The 14,454-nt window shown below is 65.7% G+C and carries 17 protein-coding genes; 8 read left to right on the forward strand and 9 right to left on the reverse strand.

Annotated features, from left to right (window positions below):
• Positions 1-55: 55 nt before the first annotated feature.
• From ACVILH_RS27885 to ACVILH_RS27910, 6 genes are all read right to left on the reverse strand, one after another.
• A complete protein-coding gene (locus tag ACVILH_RS27885; protein ID WP_456715743.1) occupies positions 56-1,003 on the reverse strand; it encodes an NUDIX hydrolase in 948 nt (315 codons plus the stop codon).
• 77 nt (positions 1,004-1,080) lie between these two features.
• Positions 1,081-1,515: a hypothetical protein gene (locus ACVILH_RS27890; protein WP_456715744.1), complete on the reverse strand. Its 435-nt coding sequence runs from the start codon at positions 1,513-1,515 to the stop codon at positions 1,081-1,083.
• Positions 1,516-1,992, reverse strand: coding sequence for a tRNA (N6-threonylcarbamoyladenosine(37)-N6)-methyltransferase TrmO (gene tsaA / locus ACVILH_RS27895; protein ID WP_456715745.1), 477 nt, complete (start codon positions 1,990-1,992; stop codon positions 1,516-1,518).
• Positions 1,993-2,059: 67 nt separating this feature from the next.
• Positions 2,060-2,404: an AzlD domain-containing protein gene (locus ACVILH_RS27900; RefSeq protein ID WP_456715746.1), complete on the reverse strand. Its 345-nt coding sequence runs from the start codon at positions 2,402-2,404 to the stop codon at positions 2,060-2,062.
• Complete coding sequence (locus ACVILH_RS27905) at positions 2,401-3,147, reverse strand: AzlC family ABC transporter permease (RefSeq protein ID WP_456715747.1); 747 nt, start codon at positions 3,145-3,147, stop codon at positions 2,401-2,403. Before ACVILH_RS27905 ends, ACVILH_RS27900 begins: the two co-directional genes overlap by 4 nt.
• 102 nt (positions 3,148-3,249) lie before the next feature.
• On the reverse strand, positions 3,250-4,218 hold the full coding sequence (locus ACVILH_RS27910) for a transglycosylase SLT domain-containing protein (protein WP_456715748.1): 969 nt from the start codon (positions 4,216-4,218) through the stop codon (positions 3,250-3,252).
• A 147-nt stretch (positions 4,219-4,365) separates the two neighbouring features.
• Between ACVILH_RS27910 and ACVILH_RS27915 the strand changes: the two genes are divergently transcribed.
• A complete protein-coding gene (locus tag ACVILH_RS27915; protein ID WP_456715749.1) occupies positions 4,366-5,301 on the forward strand; it encodes a glycine reductase in 936 nt (311 codons plus the stop codon).
• 61 nt (positions 5,302-5,362) lie between these two features.
• Here the strand turns inward: ACVILH_RS27915 and ACVILH_RS27920 are convergent, their stop codons facing one another.
• Both ACVILH_RS27920 and ACVILH_RS27925 read right to left on the reverse strand, forming a co-directional pair.
• Positions 5,363-6,004 carry a hypothetical protein gene (locus ACVILH_RS27920; protein ID WP_456715750.1) on the reverse strand — a complete coding sequence of 214 codons (642 nt, stop codon included), beginning with the start codon at positions 6,002-6,004 and terminating at the stop codon, positions 5,363-5,365.
• Positions 6,001-7,014, reverse strand: coding sequence for a carbon-nitrogen hydrolase family protein (locus ACVILH_RS27925; RefSeq protein WP_456715751.1), 1,014 nt, complete (start codon positions 7,012-7,014; stop codon positions 6,001-6,003). Before ACVILH_RS27925 ends, ACVILH_RS27920 begins: the two co-directional genes overlap by 4 nt.
• A gap of 196 nt (positions 7,015-7,210) precedes the next feature.
• On the opposite strand from ACVILH_RS27925, the gene ACVILH_RS27930 reads away from it, so the two are divergent.
• From ACVILH_RS27930 to ACVILH_RS27960, 7 genes are all read left to right on the forward strand, one after another.
• A complete protein-coding gene (locus ACVILH_RS27930; protein WP_456715752.1) occupies positions 7,211-8,167 on the forward strand; it encodes an AraC-like ligand-binding domain-containing protein in 957 nt (318 codons plus the stop codon).
• A gap of 47 nt (positions 8,168-8,214) precedes the next feature.
• Positions 8,215-8,376: a hypothetical protein gene (locus tag ACVILH_RS27935; RefSeq protein ID WP_456715753.1), complete on the forward strand. Its 162-nt coding sequence runs from the start codon at positions 8,215-8,217 to the stop codon at positions 8,374-8,376.
• Positions 8,377-8,398: 22 nt separating this feature from the next.
• Positions 8,399-8,737: a c-type cytochrome gene (locus ACVILH_RS27940; protein WP_456715754.1), complete on the forward strand. Its 339-nt coding sequence runs from the start codon at positions 8,399-8,401 to the stop codon at positions 8,735-8,737.
• A gap of 99 nt (positions 8,738-8,836) precedes the next feature.
• Positions 8,837-10,261, forward strand: coding sequence for an MFS transporter (locus tag ACVILH_RS27945; RefSeq protein ID WP_456715755.1), 1,425 nt, complete (start codon positions 8,837-8,839; stop codon positions 10,259-10,261).
• A gap of 23 nt (positions 10,262-10,284) precedes the next feature.
• Entirely contained in the window at positions 10,285-11,031 is a 747-nt protein-coding gene (locus ACVILH_RS27950) for a sulfite exporter TauE/SafE family protein (RefSeq protein ID WP_456715756.1), read from the forward strand.
• A 136-nt stretch (positions 11,032-11,167) separates the two neighbouring features.
• Positions 11,168-11,464 (forward strand): type II toxin-antitoxin system RelE/ParE family toxin, encoded by a 297-nt coding sequence (locus tag ACVILH_RS27955; RefSeq protein WP_316217842.1) that lies wholly within the window; start codon positions 11,168-11,170, stop codon positions 11,462-11,464.
• A gap of 8 nt (positions 11,465-11,472) precedes the next feature.
• Positions 11,473-11,781 (forward strand): HigA family addiction module antitoxin, encoded by a 309-nt coding sequence (locus ACVILH_RS27960; protein WP_456715757.1) that lies wholly within the window; start codon positions 11,473-11,475, stop codon positions 11,779-11,781.
• Between the two features lie 185 nt (positions 11,782-11,966).
• Here ACVILH_RS27960 and clpA read toward each other — a convergent pair whose 3' ends face one another.
• Positions 11,967-14,357 (reverse strand): ATP-dependent Clp protease ATP-binding subunit ClpA, encoded by a 2,391-nt coding sequence (clpA, locus tag ACVILH_RS27965; RefSeq protein ID WP_456715758.1) that lies wholly within the window; start codon positions 14,355-14,357, stop codon positions 11,967-11,969.
• Positions 14,358-14,454 lie beyond the last annotated feature (97 nt).

Here is a 14,454-nt window from a genome sequence, read left to right on the forward strand (position 1 = left end):
GAGCATAAGATGGTTTATACTTATCCTGAGCATAAGTCGTGTCAAGGGCCGGAGATCACGAGCGCGAGAGCGGCAGCTTGGTTCCGACGACGGCCCGTTCGGCCAGAACGCCCTGGCGGAAGCGGAACAGCTTGGCCGGCCGCCCGATGGTGTCAGCGGCCATTGCGCCAGTCTCCTCAACGAGTTCCTGCTGCTCGATGAGACGGCGGAAGTTCTGCTTGTGGACCAGCCGGCCGGCCAGCGCCTCGACGCTGCGTTGCAGTTGCAGCAACGTGAATTCGTCCGGCAGCAGCTCGAACACGACCGGCCGGTATTTGATCTTGGCGCGCAGCCGGGCAATGCCGGTGGCGAGAATGCGCCGGTGATCGCCTGTCATGGCGCGGCCGGGGACGGCCGCCTCGCCGCCCTTCTCACGCACGCTCTCCGGGATCAGTGCGGCCTCGTACAGCAGTTCGTAGCGCTGCAGCGCCAGCTCTTCATTCCACTCGCGCCCGTCGAGGCCGAAGGTGATGGCGGCGCGCCGCCACCGCGTCTTCTGCAGCGCCGGCTCATCGGCGGACCGCGCCCACGCCTTCAGCTTCGGCGCGATGATCTTCGACAAGATGGCAGGATCACCATCGCGATGGTCCTCCCACGGAAAATAGTCGTACCACGACGACCATTGCGCATCCGCTCCTTTACGGCCCTCCTCCTCGCGCGTCAGTCCGAGATAGCTGATGGAGATGCGGTGCGGCGAGTCGGGGTCACCCGAGCGACCACGATCGGCGAAGGTGTAGAGCTGCTCGACATAGCCCAGGGGATGCCCGGTCTGCGCCTCCACCCAGGCGCGCAAGCCCGTTTGCAGCGAGCGGTGACCGAACTGAAACGGGCCGCTCGGCAGAGCCGCAGCGTGTTCGATGGTCATGATCCTCGGCTGCCCATCGGTCACCGCCACCAGCACGGCGACGAGGTCGGCGGTGATGGCATCCAGAGCCGTCACGGTCTTCTGCGGCCGCTTGCTCACATCTCAAATCCTGGTTGGCCGACCTGCCGGCTTGAGTAGCACGTCTGGCGGACGAAACGGTGCAGCATGAAATGGATCTAGCTATCTGACTTCACGGACTTCATCCTGCCCTCCGGCTCCCGGCGAAACGGCTCGGCGACGACCTGGTACTCGTCCTCGAAGATCACGTAGCCGGGTCGGTCGGTCCTGATCTGGCTCACCGAAACGCCGCTCCGGGCGAGAACGCGGCCGAGCTCGTGCATCTTCGCGACATGCTCGGCGGCCGTTGATTTGAGCCACGACACGCTAGCCGTACGCCTGCGGTAATATCCCTTCGACGTGGTACGGTTGAATCGACGCGGCACCGCAAGGTTCTCTTCAAGCCAGGCCAGCAGAGTCTGCAACTCGGAACGATCCTGCAACGAGGTATTGGGGTCGTCGCGAAGACGATAGGCCTCGCGGAAAATTCCTTCCGCCACGCCAGTATCGGGATGGGGCTCTCGCAACACAAAGCGCAGCAGATCATGCGCCAATCAGCTGACCTCGCTCGCACCCGGCGTGAACACGCAATGATCCGGCTTGAGGTCGATCAGCGGCGTCTCGTCGAGACAGTCGAGGCCACGCACCAGCACGGTGCTGCCCTCAAGCGCGACGAAGCGGACGGTGGAGACGCCAATCGGATTGGGGCGCACCGGCGAGCGCAGCGCGAAGGTGCCGCGCGTCTCGCCGTCATGGTGGCGCGGGCTCTGCCTGACGAGGTCGCGGCGCGCGCGGTTGAGCCAATACAGCACCTGGAGATGGCTGAAGCCGTCGATGCCCTGCAGCGCCGGCACCCAGGGCTCGAAGATTTCGAGCCGGCACACCGGGCCCTCGAAGCTGCCCTGCCGTGGCGTTTCCAGCCGCGAGGTCCAGGGCGTGCGGATGCGGCCGATGAAGGACAAAGCCGCGTCGCGTGGCTGTGGCGCGTCGATCGCGACTTCGCCCGGGCGGAGATCGGCATCAGTGGTCATCTCGAAATCCTCAGATCTCCCCGCAATCTAGCCGAACGCGGCGGCATCGCAATTGCGGTCGCGCAACTCAGCCGAGCCACCATTTGCCAGCCAGCATGACAGCCTCGCCACAGACGACGCCGGCGAAGATCGAGCGGCGGGTCGTCAAAAAGGCCGCCAGGCCGGCCGCGACGGCACCATAGCGCAGGCCCCAGGGGACGCTCGCGAGCGCACCGGGCGGCTGGACGACAATCTGTGCGATGACGCCGGCCAGGATCGCGGTCGCGACCGCCTTGACCCACATCAGCAGGTCCGAGCCTTCGTCGAGGCCGCTGCCGAACCACAGGCCCAGCAAGCGCCAGATTTGGTTGGGGATGACGCCCGCGACCAGCAGCACCACCAAGGCATGCCAATCGCCGATGAAGTCACTCATGCCGCCTCCCGCCGCTCGCGCCATTTGTGGACGGCGAAGGCAATCGTACCAGCGACGACGCCGCTGACCAGGATGTCGAGGCCGCTGTTGAGCTTCGCGGCTAACGGATAGAGCACGAGGCCGAGGCCGAGCGCGAGCACGTCGGCGAGCTCCTTGGCATTGCGCAAGGTGGAGAACAGGAACGCGAGCGGCGTCAGCAGCAGCACGGCGGCGCCGAAGGTCTGCGACAGGTTGGCGGCGAGCAGATAGCCGATGATCGTCGCGACCAGCGCCACCCCCATCAGGCCGCTGCCGAGACCGTGGACGAAGGCGATGCGGCGCTCGCGCGGCACATGCGGCAGGAAGCGATAGCATTCAACCCACAGCGTGACTGCGGTGAAATGCGCGATCAGCACCAGATGCCGCCGCTTGGTCGTCGGCTCGCGGATCAGCGGCAGCACCGCCACCACCATCGGAAACAGCCGGATCGCGCTCATCGTGACCGCGATGGCCGATTGCAGAATCGTCTGGCCGGAGCCGAGCGTCGACACCAGAATGATTTGCGCCGGCCCGGCCCACACCAGGACGGTCGAGAGGATCGCCCAGAGCATGCTGAAATGCGTATCGTGGGCGAGCGCGCCGATGCCGATGAAGGTGACGAACAGCACGACCGACAGAATGGTCGCCGACGTCGCCCGCAGCCCCCAGCCGAAGGCGCGCGCAGAACCATGCCATTGCGGCGAATCGAGCGGAGGAAGCGTCACGGGAGTCCCAGCGAAACGGATCGCGATAAGGCTTGCGAAACGGCCCGGCGTCAACCGCCACGGCACGCGCGCGGCTCTGCACATGATGCAAGTCGCCGGCCCTCAGGCGCGGTTGCGCAGCACGAAACAGGCACCGCCGGCGCCGCGGATGCGGTTGCACAGCGCGTCGGCCTCGCCGCGCGTGTCGGCGCCGATCCGCACCTGGTAGAAGGCGCGATTGCCGCGTGTGCGCATGACAGACGACAGCAGGCTCGGATCGCGATCGCCGATCACGGAGCCGAGCCCCTTGATCGCCCGCGCATACATCGACAGCGCCTTGTTGCGATCGAAGCCGGCCGCCAATTGCACGCCCCACGATTTCGCGGCGGACACAGCGACATGCTGCTCCAGCTGGGTGACGAACGGGTTGGGCGCGCGTTTCAGCAGCGCCATCAATTGATGACATGATGTCGGCCGCGCGCTCGGCGGCATCTTGCCGCCCTTGCCGGCGGTCGCCCACTCGTCGATCGACGTGCCCGTGATGGCCGAGACGTAGTTGCGCGTCTCCCACGGCATCTGGCCCTTGCCGGCGAGCCAGTTCTGCACGCGGCGCGGGCCGGCATTATAGGCCGCCGCAGCGAGCCCGAGATTGCCGAACTGATCGCGCAGCTCGGCGAGAAACTGCGCCGATTTCGGCAGCGCCTGCACCGGATCGAACGGATCGAGCAGCTCGCGCTCGCTCGCGGTGCCCGGCATGAACTGGGCGATGCCCTGCGCGCGCTGGCCGCTGCGCGTGACCGGTCCGACCGCATCGCTCTGGAAGCGGCTCTCCTGCCAGATCACACGGGCAAAGAATTCGAGCGGCAGGTCGTTGGACTTGGCGGCGGACTCGATCATCAGGCAGATCGCCTCGCGCGTGCCGCTCTCCTTCGGATCGGTTGACTTTGCCGCAGCGTCCTTGACCTCCTCCTGGGCCGGAGGCGCCCCGTCCACCAGCGGCCACACCGTCTCGCCTTCATTAGCGGCCACGCTCCCGATCGACGCGACCAGGAGACAGATAGCGACGCTGAGAGCCGGGATCGGGATATGCATGCAAACGATGAAAAACGGCCGGCGTGGCGGCCGGCGATCCAAATGCCGACAGACAAAGCTTGAGCGCCCTTTGGGTTCCAAAGTGCGGCGCCTTGACACGGACCGCTGCCCCGTTAGCAATCCACGACGGCTTCAGGAGAGCGACCGATGACAGGGCCTTCGGACGATCCACTCAGCTTCGCGCCGGTTGACGCAGCACCGCTGGCCTATATGGCGCGCACCCGCGACTATTACCTCGCCATCGGCTACGACACGCCGTATCGCTGGGCGCACTACACTTCAGCGCCATTCCAGCGGCTGCGCAAGCCGCTCGCGCAGTCGCGCGTCACGATCGTCACGACGGCCGCACCTTTCGATCCGGCCAAGGGCGATCAGGGTCCCGGCGCGCCCTATAATGGCGGCGCCAAGTTCTACTCCGTCTATGACGGGGATACGTCGGCGTCGCATGACCTGCGCATCTCGCACATCGCCTATGATCGGACGCACACGACGGCCACCGACTCCAACACCTGGTTTCCGCTGCCGCAGCTGATCCGGCTCGCCGGCGAGGGCCGCATCGGCGCGGTCGGGCCGCGCTTCTTGGGCGCGCCCACCAACCGCAGCCAGCGCGTCACCATCGAGACCGATGCGCCGGAGATTCTCGCGCGCTGCCGTGCTGACGAGATCGACGCTGTCGTGTTGGTGCCGAACTGCCCGGTGTGCCATCAGACCGTGAGCCTCGTCGCGCGGCATCTCGAAGCCAACGGCATCGCGACGATCGTGATGGGCTGCGCCAAGGACATTGTCGAGCACGCGGCGGCACCGCGCTTTCTGTTCTCGGACTTTCCGCTCGGCAATGCCGCCGGCAAGCCGCACGACCCGGCGTCGCAAGCGTTCACGCTGGAGCTCGCCCTCGACGTTCTCGAGAGCGCACCGGCTGCACGGACGACCGTGCAGTCGCCCTTGCAGTGGAGTGATGATCACGGCTGGAAGCGCGACTATAGCAATCCCGCGTTGCTCGCGCCCGAGGAGCTCGCGCGCCGGCGCGCCGAGTTCGATGCGCAGAAGGTGATCGCACGGGGCCTGCGCGGCAGCTCCAGCTGATGCTGTTGAACTGAGCGGGAACGAGACCTGAAGAAGCGAGCGAGCGCGGACGGCTGACGGCCTATTTTTCTTCGGGCTTCGGCTCGGGCCTTTGAAATTGAATATTGCACTTCTTGGCGATCGACGCCTGCTCGATGGCAACCATCTGGCCCTTCATGTTGGCCAACTCGGCGGCTGTCTGCTTATCGCCTCCAACGAGAAATGCCGCCGGCCAGAATATCACGACGGCAGCGGTGGTCGCGATCGTATCATTGGTCCGCTGCTTATCCTGCGCCCCGGAGAGAATGGCCGCACGCGATGACACGCTCTGCGCCTCCATCGCAAGCTGCTGGCAGTTATACGACTGAAAGATCATGGGAGACACATAGGTCGCGGTGATGTCGGCCGAGCTCGACGCACAGGCCCCAAGACACAGAGCACCCAGCAGAACACCCAGACGACTGAGATTACGCCACTCAACCAACATGATTCCCCCCCTTGCCCACGAATTCGTGAAGCAATCTGAGGGCGAGCGCAAGCTGTCGAGGCGATCACGGACAAGATTAGGCCTGAATATCTCGGATCCCCGATCGATTCGGTCGCGTTGTTGATCTGGGAGCAACAGGCTGCGGGTCGGTTCCTCGCCGATATCGCCGGTATGGTGCAGCAGCGCGTCCGCGTGGGCCGACGCGCGCTCTCCGCCTTTACGCAGGCAACCGGTCACCCTGCCGCCTGAGTCTCCGTCGGCGCAACGGTGTCGACCGGAAGCGCGAAACCCTCGACCCGGTTGAACGGCTTCTTGTTGAGCAGCAGCCGCGTGACGTCCGGCCGTGAATAGTGCCCTGCCGGATCGGCGGCGTTCTTGGCGATGCCGATCATGCCGAGATCGATCTCGGCGATCAGCAGCCCCTCCTGCTCCGGCGGCAGCTTCTCGACCAGCATCGAGCCGTCGGGGCCGAAGATCGCGGCATGGCCGCCGCCGACATGCAGCAGCGCGTGCTTGTCGGGCCGGTCGCACAGCTCGTCGATCATGGCCTGCGAGACCGTCGCGCACGGCGCCAGCACGAAGCACGAGCCCTCCACGGCATAGACCCGTGACGCCGCGTTGTTGACCTCGGCGCCGAGCGCCGGCGCGAACGGGTCGTAGAGCGAGAAGCTCGGCCAGGCCGCGACATGCACCTGCTCGTTCTGGGCATACATCGCATATTTCGACAGCGGCTGCAGATGCTCCCAGCAGCACAGCGCGCCGATGCGGCCGATGTCGGGACGCTCATGCACCGCGAGATCGCTGCCGTCGCCCTCGCCATAGACGGTGCGCTCGGCATGGGTCGGCCGCAGCTTGCGGCGCTTGGCGATGGTCTCGCCATCCGGACCGATCAGCCATTGCGCGATGTAGAGGCTGCCGCCGTCGCGCTCGGAAAGGCCGAGCACGGCCGTGAGCTTCGCCTTGCTGACGGCGGTGCGAAGCGCCTCCGCTTGCGGGCTGTCATAGGCGAGCGAATTGTCGAAATAGCGCTGCACGAAGCCGCGGCCGATGCACCAGGCCGGCGAGTCCATCCAGATGTGCCAGGGGTAGCCGGGGATGAAGACCTCCGGGAAGGCGATCAGCTTGGCGCCCTTGTCGGCGGCTTCCTCGATCAGCGCGATCGTCTTCTTGATCGAACCGTCCAGGTCCAACCAGGCCGGCGCCGCCTGCACCACCGCCACCTTGTATTTCGGATGTGCCAGTCCCATCGCGTGAGCTCCCCTGCTGCCGGATCGGCGGCGCGCGGCGCCGCATTCGCCTGCAGTATTGACCTCGGCCCGTATTCGCGCTCGTCTTGGGCGGAACGAAAACTCGACTGCGGCCGCTGAGGAATGCCCTGCCGGCCCGGAATTTGCTGCATTTCCGACGATCCACGCGAACACGGCTGCGGAGGGAGACGGAGCGATGCCGGTCCTGTTCACCACGGAAGGAAGCCCGGGTCACCGCCGGCTGGCGCTTTGGCAGGACATCGTCTGCGACGTCTATGTCGGTCTCGACTGCACGTCCGATCTCGGCAGCGCGTTTCGCGGCGCGGTCACGCACACGACCTTGGGGCCGGCGGTCTGCTCCGAGGTTGCGTCCGACCGGCAGCGCGTGCACCGGACGTCCCAGCGCATCGCCCGGGCAGATGCCGACTACGTGCTGGTCGCGCTCGGGCGCGAGGGGATCGGCGGCGTGACCCAGGACGGCCGGGACACCGTGATCCGCCCGGGCGAATTCGCGATCTATGACACCACGCGGCCCTATGAGCTGCAGTTCGACGCCGCGTTCCGGCAGACCGTGTTCAAGCTGCCGCGCGAGATGTTGCAGCGCCGGATCGGCGCGACCGAGGCCGTCACGGCGATCACCTTCGGCGCCGACAGCGCGCTGCAGCCGCTCGCCTACGACTTCATCATCAAGCTGTGCGAGCGCGCGGACCACATCGGAGCCGAGCATGCCGAGCGCCTGGCCGACCAGGCCGCAGACCTCGTCGCCATGACCCTGGCCGAGCGGCTTCGCACGCAGCCCCTGCCCGCCTCCAGCCATCGCGCGGCGCTGCTCTATCGCATCAAGGCGCATGTGCGCGCGCGACTTTCCAATGCCGATCTGTCGCTGCAGCAGGCCGCACGCGAGCTCGGCCTGTCCACCCGCTACGTCAACGACCTGTTCTCGGATGAAGAGACGTCGTTCCAGCGCTACGTGCTGGCCGAGCGCCTGAAGCAATGTCACCGCGACATCGGCTCGCCGGCGCTGGCGCATCGTCAGATCAGCGAGATTGCGTTTTCCTGGGGCTTCAACGATCTCTCGCATTTCGGCCGCGTGTTCCGCGAGCAGTTCGGCCTGTCGCCGCGCGAGTGGCGGCGCAGCGCGACGAAGCGCTAAGCTCGCCGCAGCGCGTCCGCGCCTGGGGCGGCCGCCAGGATGTTGCCATGCGCCGCTTTGCCATGAAGGCCCTGTACACGTTGCTCGCGCTGAACCGCGACGACGACGATCCGCCGCGCTGGGACCGGATCGTCCTGATCGCATCCACGCTCGTGACCATTGGCCTGGTCGCGCTTTACGCTTATGGGGAGGCGACCGGCCGCTGGTAGCCGGGAGCGGCTGAGAGTCGTCATGAGAATGCAAGCAGGATTAGGCTTGGTGTTGCTGTGCACCATGATCAATCCAAGCCATGCGCTGGACAGCGAGCAGAAGCGAGGAAAAGCGCTCTTGCAAAGCCTTTGCAGCCAATGCCATGCGATAGGTCCCACCGGCGCCAGCCCGCATCCCGACGCGCCCCCGTTCAGGACCTTCGGTGACAGCAAGCTCTATGACGAGGATTTTGCTCAGCGGCTACAGACCGGCCTCTCGACGATCCACAAGGACATGCCGAGCTTCCAGTTCGATCGGCCCGAGGCCGAGGCCGTGGTCAATTATCTCAAGGCGATCCAGGTCCGACCCAAGCGAAGCTGACGCCGGGGCTGCATTCGGCGACATGGAACGGGCATTGTGCGGCGCAGTTGCCCGTGCCCGTCCCTCAACCGCGGCCCGGCTGCGGCTGGAGCCCCTGCAATGACCTCAACAAGCACGATGATGCACGCCGACGGCCTGCCGCTGCCGCAGCGGAATTGGGCGATCGTCACGATCGCGCTCGGCATCGTGCTCGCGGTCGTCGATGGCGCGATCGCCAATGTGGCGCTGCCGACGATCGCGCGCGACCTCAACGCCAGCCCCGCCTTCTCGATCTGGATCGTCAACGGCTACCAGCTCGCGGTCACGATCTCTCTGCTGCCGTTGGCCTCACTCGGCGAGATCATCGGCTATCGCCGGGTCTATCTCGCCGGCCTCGTGCTGTTCACCGCTGCCTCGTTGTTCTGCGCGCTGGCTGACAACCTGCTGCTGCTGACGCTCGCGCGTATCCTGCAAGGCTTTGGCGCCGCCGGCATTCTCAGCGTGAATTCGGCGCTGGTGCGCTTCACCTATCCGCAAGCGCTGCTCGGCCGCGGCATCGGCATCAATGCGATGGTGGTCGCGGTGTCCGCGGCGGTGGGCCCGACGATCGCGGCCGGCATCCTCGCGGTCGGTAGCTGGCCGTGGCTGTTCGCGATCAACGTGCCGCTCGGCATCGTCACCTTCGTGTTCGGCTTCCGCTTCCTGCCGCAGACGCCCCGCGCGCCGCACATGTTCGACTGGCAGAGCGCGGCGCTGAGTGCGGTGACCTTCGGCTTCCTGATTGCCGCCGTCGACAGCCTCGGCCATGGCGAAGCACTTGTGACCTGCGCCATCGAGTTCGTGGTCGCCGTCATCGCCGGCATCTGGCTGGTCTATCGCCAGACCCACATGGCCTCGCCGCTGCTGCCGCTCGACCTGCTGCGCATTCCCGTGTTCGCGCTGTCGATAGCGACATCGATCTCGTCGTTCTGCGGCCAGATGCTCGCCTTCGTCGCAATCCCGTTCTATCTCGAAACGCATTTCGGCTATTCGCCGGTACAGATGGGCCTCCTGATCACGCCGTGGCCGATCGCGGTCGGCCTGACCGCGCCGATCGCTGGGCGGCTGGTGGAGCGCGTGCCAGCCGGCCTGCTCGGCGGCATCGGCCTCGTCATCTTTGCGGCCGGGCTGTGCGCGCTCGGGCTGCTGCCGCAACAGCCCTCGTCATGGGACGTCGTGTGGCGGATGGCGCTGGCGGGCTGCGGCTTCGGCCTGTTCCAGACCCCGAACAACCGCACCATGATCGCGGCCGCCCCGCGCGAGCGCGCCGGCGGCGCCAGCGGCATGCTCGGCACCGCGCGGCTGCTCGGCCAGACCACGGGCGCGGCGCTGGTCGCCATGTTCCTGGCGATTGATCCCTCGGGCGGTACGCGGCTGTCGCTCCTGACCGGCGTCGGCTTCGCGCTGGTCGGCGCCTTCCTCAGCATGCTCCGGCTGTCGCCGGCCGGCGCGCGCGGCGCCGAGCATGTCCGCATCCATGACGGCCAGCGGCTGAAGGGCGAGTAGCTGATTTGACGACGGACTGGACCATGCTCGCTTTGCTCGCGCTCGCCGCGTTCGGCTCGGGCATCGTCAATGCGCTCGCCGGCGGCGGCGCATTCCTGACCTTCCCAACTCTGCTCGCCGCCGGCATCCCGGCGATCGACGCCAATGCGTCGAGCACGGTTGCGCTCTGCCCCGGTCAGTTCGTCAGCGCCTTCGCCTCCCGTGACATCCTGCGAGACACCGAAGCGTCGTGGCGCCGCGACCTCGTGCGGCTGTCGATCATCAGCCTGGTCGGCGGCACGCTCGGAGCCGTGCTGCTGCTGGTGACGCCATCGGCAGCCTTCAGCCGGCTGGTCCCGTGGCTCCTGCTGTTCGCCACCGCCGTGTTCGCCTTCGGCATGCGCTTCACGCCGAAGGACGGCAAGCCGTGGCTCGGGCCGCTGACCATCCAGGCCGTGCAGTTCGTGATCGCCATCTATGGCGGCTATTTCGGCGGCGGCATCGGCATCCTCATGCTGGCCGCGCTGGTGTTCTACGGGATGCGCGACATCCGCGCCATGAACGGGCTGAAGATCTGGCTGGCCGCGCTGATGAACATCATGGCCTCGCTCATCTTCGCCTTCTCCGGCCGCGTGCATTGGGTGGAGACGCTGACCATGATGTGCACGGGCATGCTCGGCGGCTTCGTCGGCGCCCGCCTCGGCCAGATCATTCCGCCGGCCTATGTGCGCCGCTTCATCATCGCGGTCGGCTGCGGGCTCACAGTGTACTTCTTCATCAAGCCGGCCTGAGCACGAGATGCTCGTCAACCACCGGCCTGGCTGAGGATCGGGTGCACTCCCCCTTTAGTCACGTGCCCCGGCAGACATGCAGCTGCATTGCGGGGTGTGTCACGGGGTGGTACACTGCCTCAAACGGGGCGGCACGATGATCGTGAGCTTTCGGGATGATTGGCTGCACCGGTTCTTCGTCGACGACGTCAGGTCAAAGAAGATTCCGGCGGATCTGGAGGACCGGCTGTTCCGGAAGCTCCAGTTGATCGACGATGCCACCACCGACGGTGATTTGCGGTCACCGCCGAGCAATCACTTCGAGAAGCTGCGCGGCCATCTCGACGGATTCCATTGCATCCGCGTCAACAAGCGCTGGCGACTGGTGTTTCGCTGGCACGGCGGCCGCGGCGAGGCGACCGATCTCTATCTCGATGACCACAGCTACGAGTGAGCGCACCCATGCTGATGACCAAACGCAAGCCGGCGACGGTGGCTGAGATCCTGGTCGAGGAGTTCATGCAGCCGCTCGGGCTGACGCAGACCGCGCTGGCGGCAGCGATGGGTGTGCAGCGCAAGCATGTCAACGAGCTCTGCAACGGCAAGCGTAACGTCACCGCCGCCACAGCCCTCATCCTCTCCCGCGTATTCGGCAACAGCGCAGAGTTCTGGCTCAACATCCAGCGCCGCAGCGACCTGTGGAATGCCTTGCATTCGCCCCGTGACCGCAAGCGGATCGAACGCGCGAAGCCGCTCAATTCAGCGGCGTGAGCGACGGGTCGCTTGTCCAGACTGATTGGACAACCGAAGCCTACGAAACTTGGTGACACAGCCTGCGACGGAAAGTGCCTCGACCAGACTTTCCCGTCCAACAGCCGAGGCCTGACGGAGAGAGGCTCAAACACAAAAAGGCCGGCGCGAAGCCGGCCTTTTCAATCACTGACATGATCCAGGCCTCACGCCTTGACCAGCGGCCCCTTCGGCGCCGGGCCCTTCGGGCCGTTGCCGCCGGACTTCGGCTTGCGCTTGCGCGCCGCCGGCACTTCCGACTTCGGCGAGACCGGGCCGTCGACGAACTCGAAGCCGATCTTCTCGTCCACGCCCGACTCGTCCTTGACCAGCACGACGCGGACGTGACCGCCGCTCTTCAGCTTGCCGAACAGCACCTCGTCGGCCAGCGGCTTCTTGATGTGCTCCTGGATCACGCGGCCCATCGGGCGCGCACCCATCTGCTCGTCATAGCCGTGCTGGATCAGCCAGGCCTTGGCCGGTTCCGACAGCTCGATCGTGACGTCGCGGTCGGCCAGTTGGACCTCGAGCTGCAGCACGAACTTCTCGACGACCATGCCGATCACGTCGACCGGGAGATGGCCGAACGAGACGATGGCATCGAGGCGGTTGCGGAATTCCGGCGCGAACTGCCGGTTGATCGCCTCGTGGTCGTCGCCTTCCCGCTTGGAGCGGTGGAAGCCGAACGCCTGCTTGGCCAGATCAGCCGCGCCCGCATTCGTCGTCATGATCAGGATGACGTTGCGGAAATTGACCTGCTTGCCGTTGTGGTCGGTGAGCCGGCCATGATCCATGATCTGCAGCAGCACATTGTATAGATCCGGATGCGCCTTCTCGATCTCGTCCAGCAGCACCACGCAATGCGGATGCTGGTCGACGCCATCGGTCAGGAGGCCGCCCTGGTCGAAGCCGACATAGCCGGGAGGTGCGCCGATCAGACGCGACACGGTGTGCCGCTCCATGTACTCCGACATGTCGAAGCGCAGGAGTTCGACGCCCAAGGTCGCGGCCAACTGCTTGGCCACCTCGGTCTTGCCGACGCCGGTCGGGCCCGAGAACAGATAGCAGCCGATCGGCTTCTCCGGCTCGCGCAGGCCGGCCCGCGCCAGCTTGATGGAGGCCGACAGCGAGTCAATCGCCTTGTCCTGGCCGAACACGACGCGCTTCAGGGTCTGCTCGAGATGCTTGAGCACCTCGGCATCGTCCTTCGACACGCTCTTGGGCGGGATCCGCGCCATCGTGGCGATCGTGGTCTCGATCTCCTTGATGCCGATCGTCTTCTTGCGCTTGTTCTCGGCGAGCAGCATCTGCGCCGCGCCGGATTCGTCGATCACGTCGATCGCCTTGTCCGGCAGCTTGCGGTCGTGAATGTAGCGCGACGACAGCTGCACCGCGGCCTCGATGGCCTCGTTGGTGTATTTCAGGCGGTGATAGTCCTCGAAGTACGGCTTGAGGCCCTTCAGGATCGCGATCGCATCTTCCACCGACGGCTCGTTGACGTCGATCTTCTGGAACCGGCGCACCAGCGCGCGGTCCTTCTCGAAGTGCTGGCGATATTCCTTGTAGGTCGTCGAGCCCATGCAGCGGATCGAGCCCGAGGCCAGCGCCGGCTTGAGCAGGTTCGAGGCATCCATCGCCCCACCCGACGTCGCGCCCGCACCGATCACGGTGTGGATCTCGTCGATGAACAGGATCGCGTTCGGATGCGCCTCGAGCTCCTTCAACACCTGCTTGAGGCGCTCCTCGAAGTCGCCGCGATAGCGCGTGCCGGCGAGCAAGGTGCCCATGTCCAGCGAGAACACGGTCGCGGCCGACAGCACCTCGGGCACATCGCTGTCGACAATGCGCTTGGCGAGACCTTCGGCGATCGCGGTCTTGCCGACGCCGGCTTCACCGACGAACAGCGGGTTGTTCTTCTGCCTCCGGCACAGCACCTGGATGGCGCGGTTGATCTCGGAGTTACGGCCGATCACCGGATCGATCTTGCCGTCGCGGGCCTTCTTATTGAGATTGACGCAATAGGTTTCCAGCGCCTCGCCCTTTTTCTTGGAGTCCTCGTTGCCCTTGGTCTCGGTCTCCTCGTCGACGCCGCGAACCGGGCGCGCTTCGGAAACACCAGGGCGCTTGGCGATGCCGTGGCTGATGTAGTTCACGGCGTCGTAGCGCGTCATGTCCTGCTCTTGCAGGAAGTAGGCGGCGTGGCTTTCGCGCTCGGCGAAGATCGCGATCAGCACGTTGGCGCCGGTCACCTCTTCGCGGCCCGACGATTGAACGTGAATCACCGCGCGCTGGATCACGCGCTGGAAGCCGGCGGTCGGCTTGGCGTCGTCGCTGCCGTCCGTGACCAGATTTTCGAACTCGGTTTCGAGATAGTTGACGAGACTGCCGCGCAGCTTGTCGAGGTCGACGCTGCACGCGCGCATCACGGCCGCTGCATCGCTGTCATCGATCAAGGACAAAAGGAGATGTTCCAATGTCGCGTATTGATGATGACGCTCGTTGGCAATCGCCAGCGCACGATGCAGGGATTGTTCAAGGCTTTGAGAAAAAGTCGGCATGCGCGTCCTCTGTGGCCCCCTGCCATCATGATCGCCGCCGCCCGGTCAGGCAACAACAACCTTTGTCAAATATAGTTATAACCGAGTGCGACAAAAG

The organism is Bradyrhizobium sp. USDA 4353, assembly GCF_054063215.1.

Bases quoted from the DNA above. Each gene is read 5' to 3' on its own strand.
- ACVILH_RS27910 (WP_456715748.1), bottom strand. From the start codon at position 4,218: ATGCATATCCCGATCCCGGCTCTCAGCGTCGCTATCTGTCTCCTGGTC.
- ACVILH_RS27925 (WP_456715751.1), bottom strand. From the start codon at position 7,014: ATGGGACTGGCACATCCGAAATACAAGGTGGCGGTGGTGCAGGCGGCG.
- ACVILH_RS27935 (WP_456715753.1), top strand. From the start codon at position 8,215: ATGCGCCGCTTTGCCATGAAGGCCCTGTACACGTTGCTCGCGCTGAAC.
- ACVILH_RS27930 (WP_456715752.1), top strand. From the start codon at position 7,211: ATGCCGGTCCTGTTCACCACGGAAGGAAGCCCGGGTCACCGCCGGCTG.
- ACVILH_RS27915 (WP_456715749.1), top strand. From the start codon at position 4,366: ATGACAGGGCCTTCGGACGATCCACTCAGCTTCGCGCCGGTTGACGCA.
- ACVILH_RS27960 (WP_456715757.1), top strand. From the start codon at position 11,473: ATGCTGATGACCAAACGCAAGCCGGCGACGGTGGCTGAGATCCTGGTC.
- ACVILH_RS27900 (WP_456715746.1), bottom strand. From the start codon at position 2,404: ATGAGTGACTTCATCGGCGATTGGCATGCCTTGGTGGTGCTGCTGGTC.
- ACVILH_RS27940 (WP_456715754.1), top strand. From the start codon at position 8,399: ATGAGAATGCAAGCAGGATTAGGCTTGGTGTTGCTGTGCACCATGATC.
- tsaA (WP_456715745.1), bottom strand. From the start codon at position 1,992: ATGACCACTGATGCCGATCTCCGCCCGGGCGAAGTCGCGATCGACGCG.
- ACVILH_RS27950 (WP_456715756.1), top strand. From the start codon at position 10,285: ATGCTCGCTTTGCTCGCGCTCGCCGCGTTCGGCTCGGGCATCGTCAAT.
- clpA (WP_456715758.1), bottom strand. From the start codon at position 14,357: ATGCCGACTTTTTCTCAAAGCCTTGAACAATCCCTGCATCGTGCGCTG.
- ACVILH_RS27945 (WP_456715755.1), top strand. From the start codon at position 8,837: ATGACCTCAACAAGCACGATGATGCACGCCGACGGCCTGCCGCTGCCG.
- ACVILH_RS27955 (WP_316217842.1), top strand. From the start codon at position 11,168: ATGATCGTGAGCTTTCGGGATGATTGGCTGCACCGGTTCTTCGTCGAC.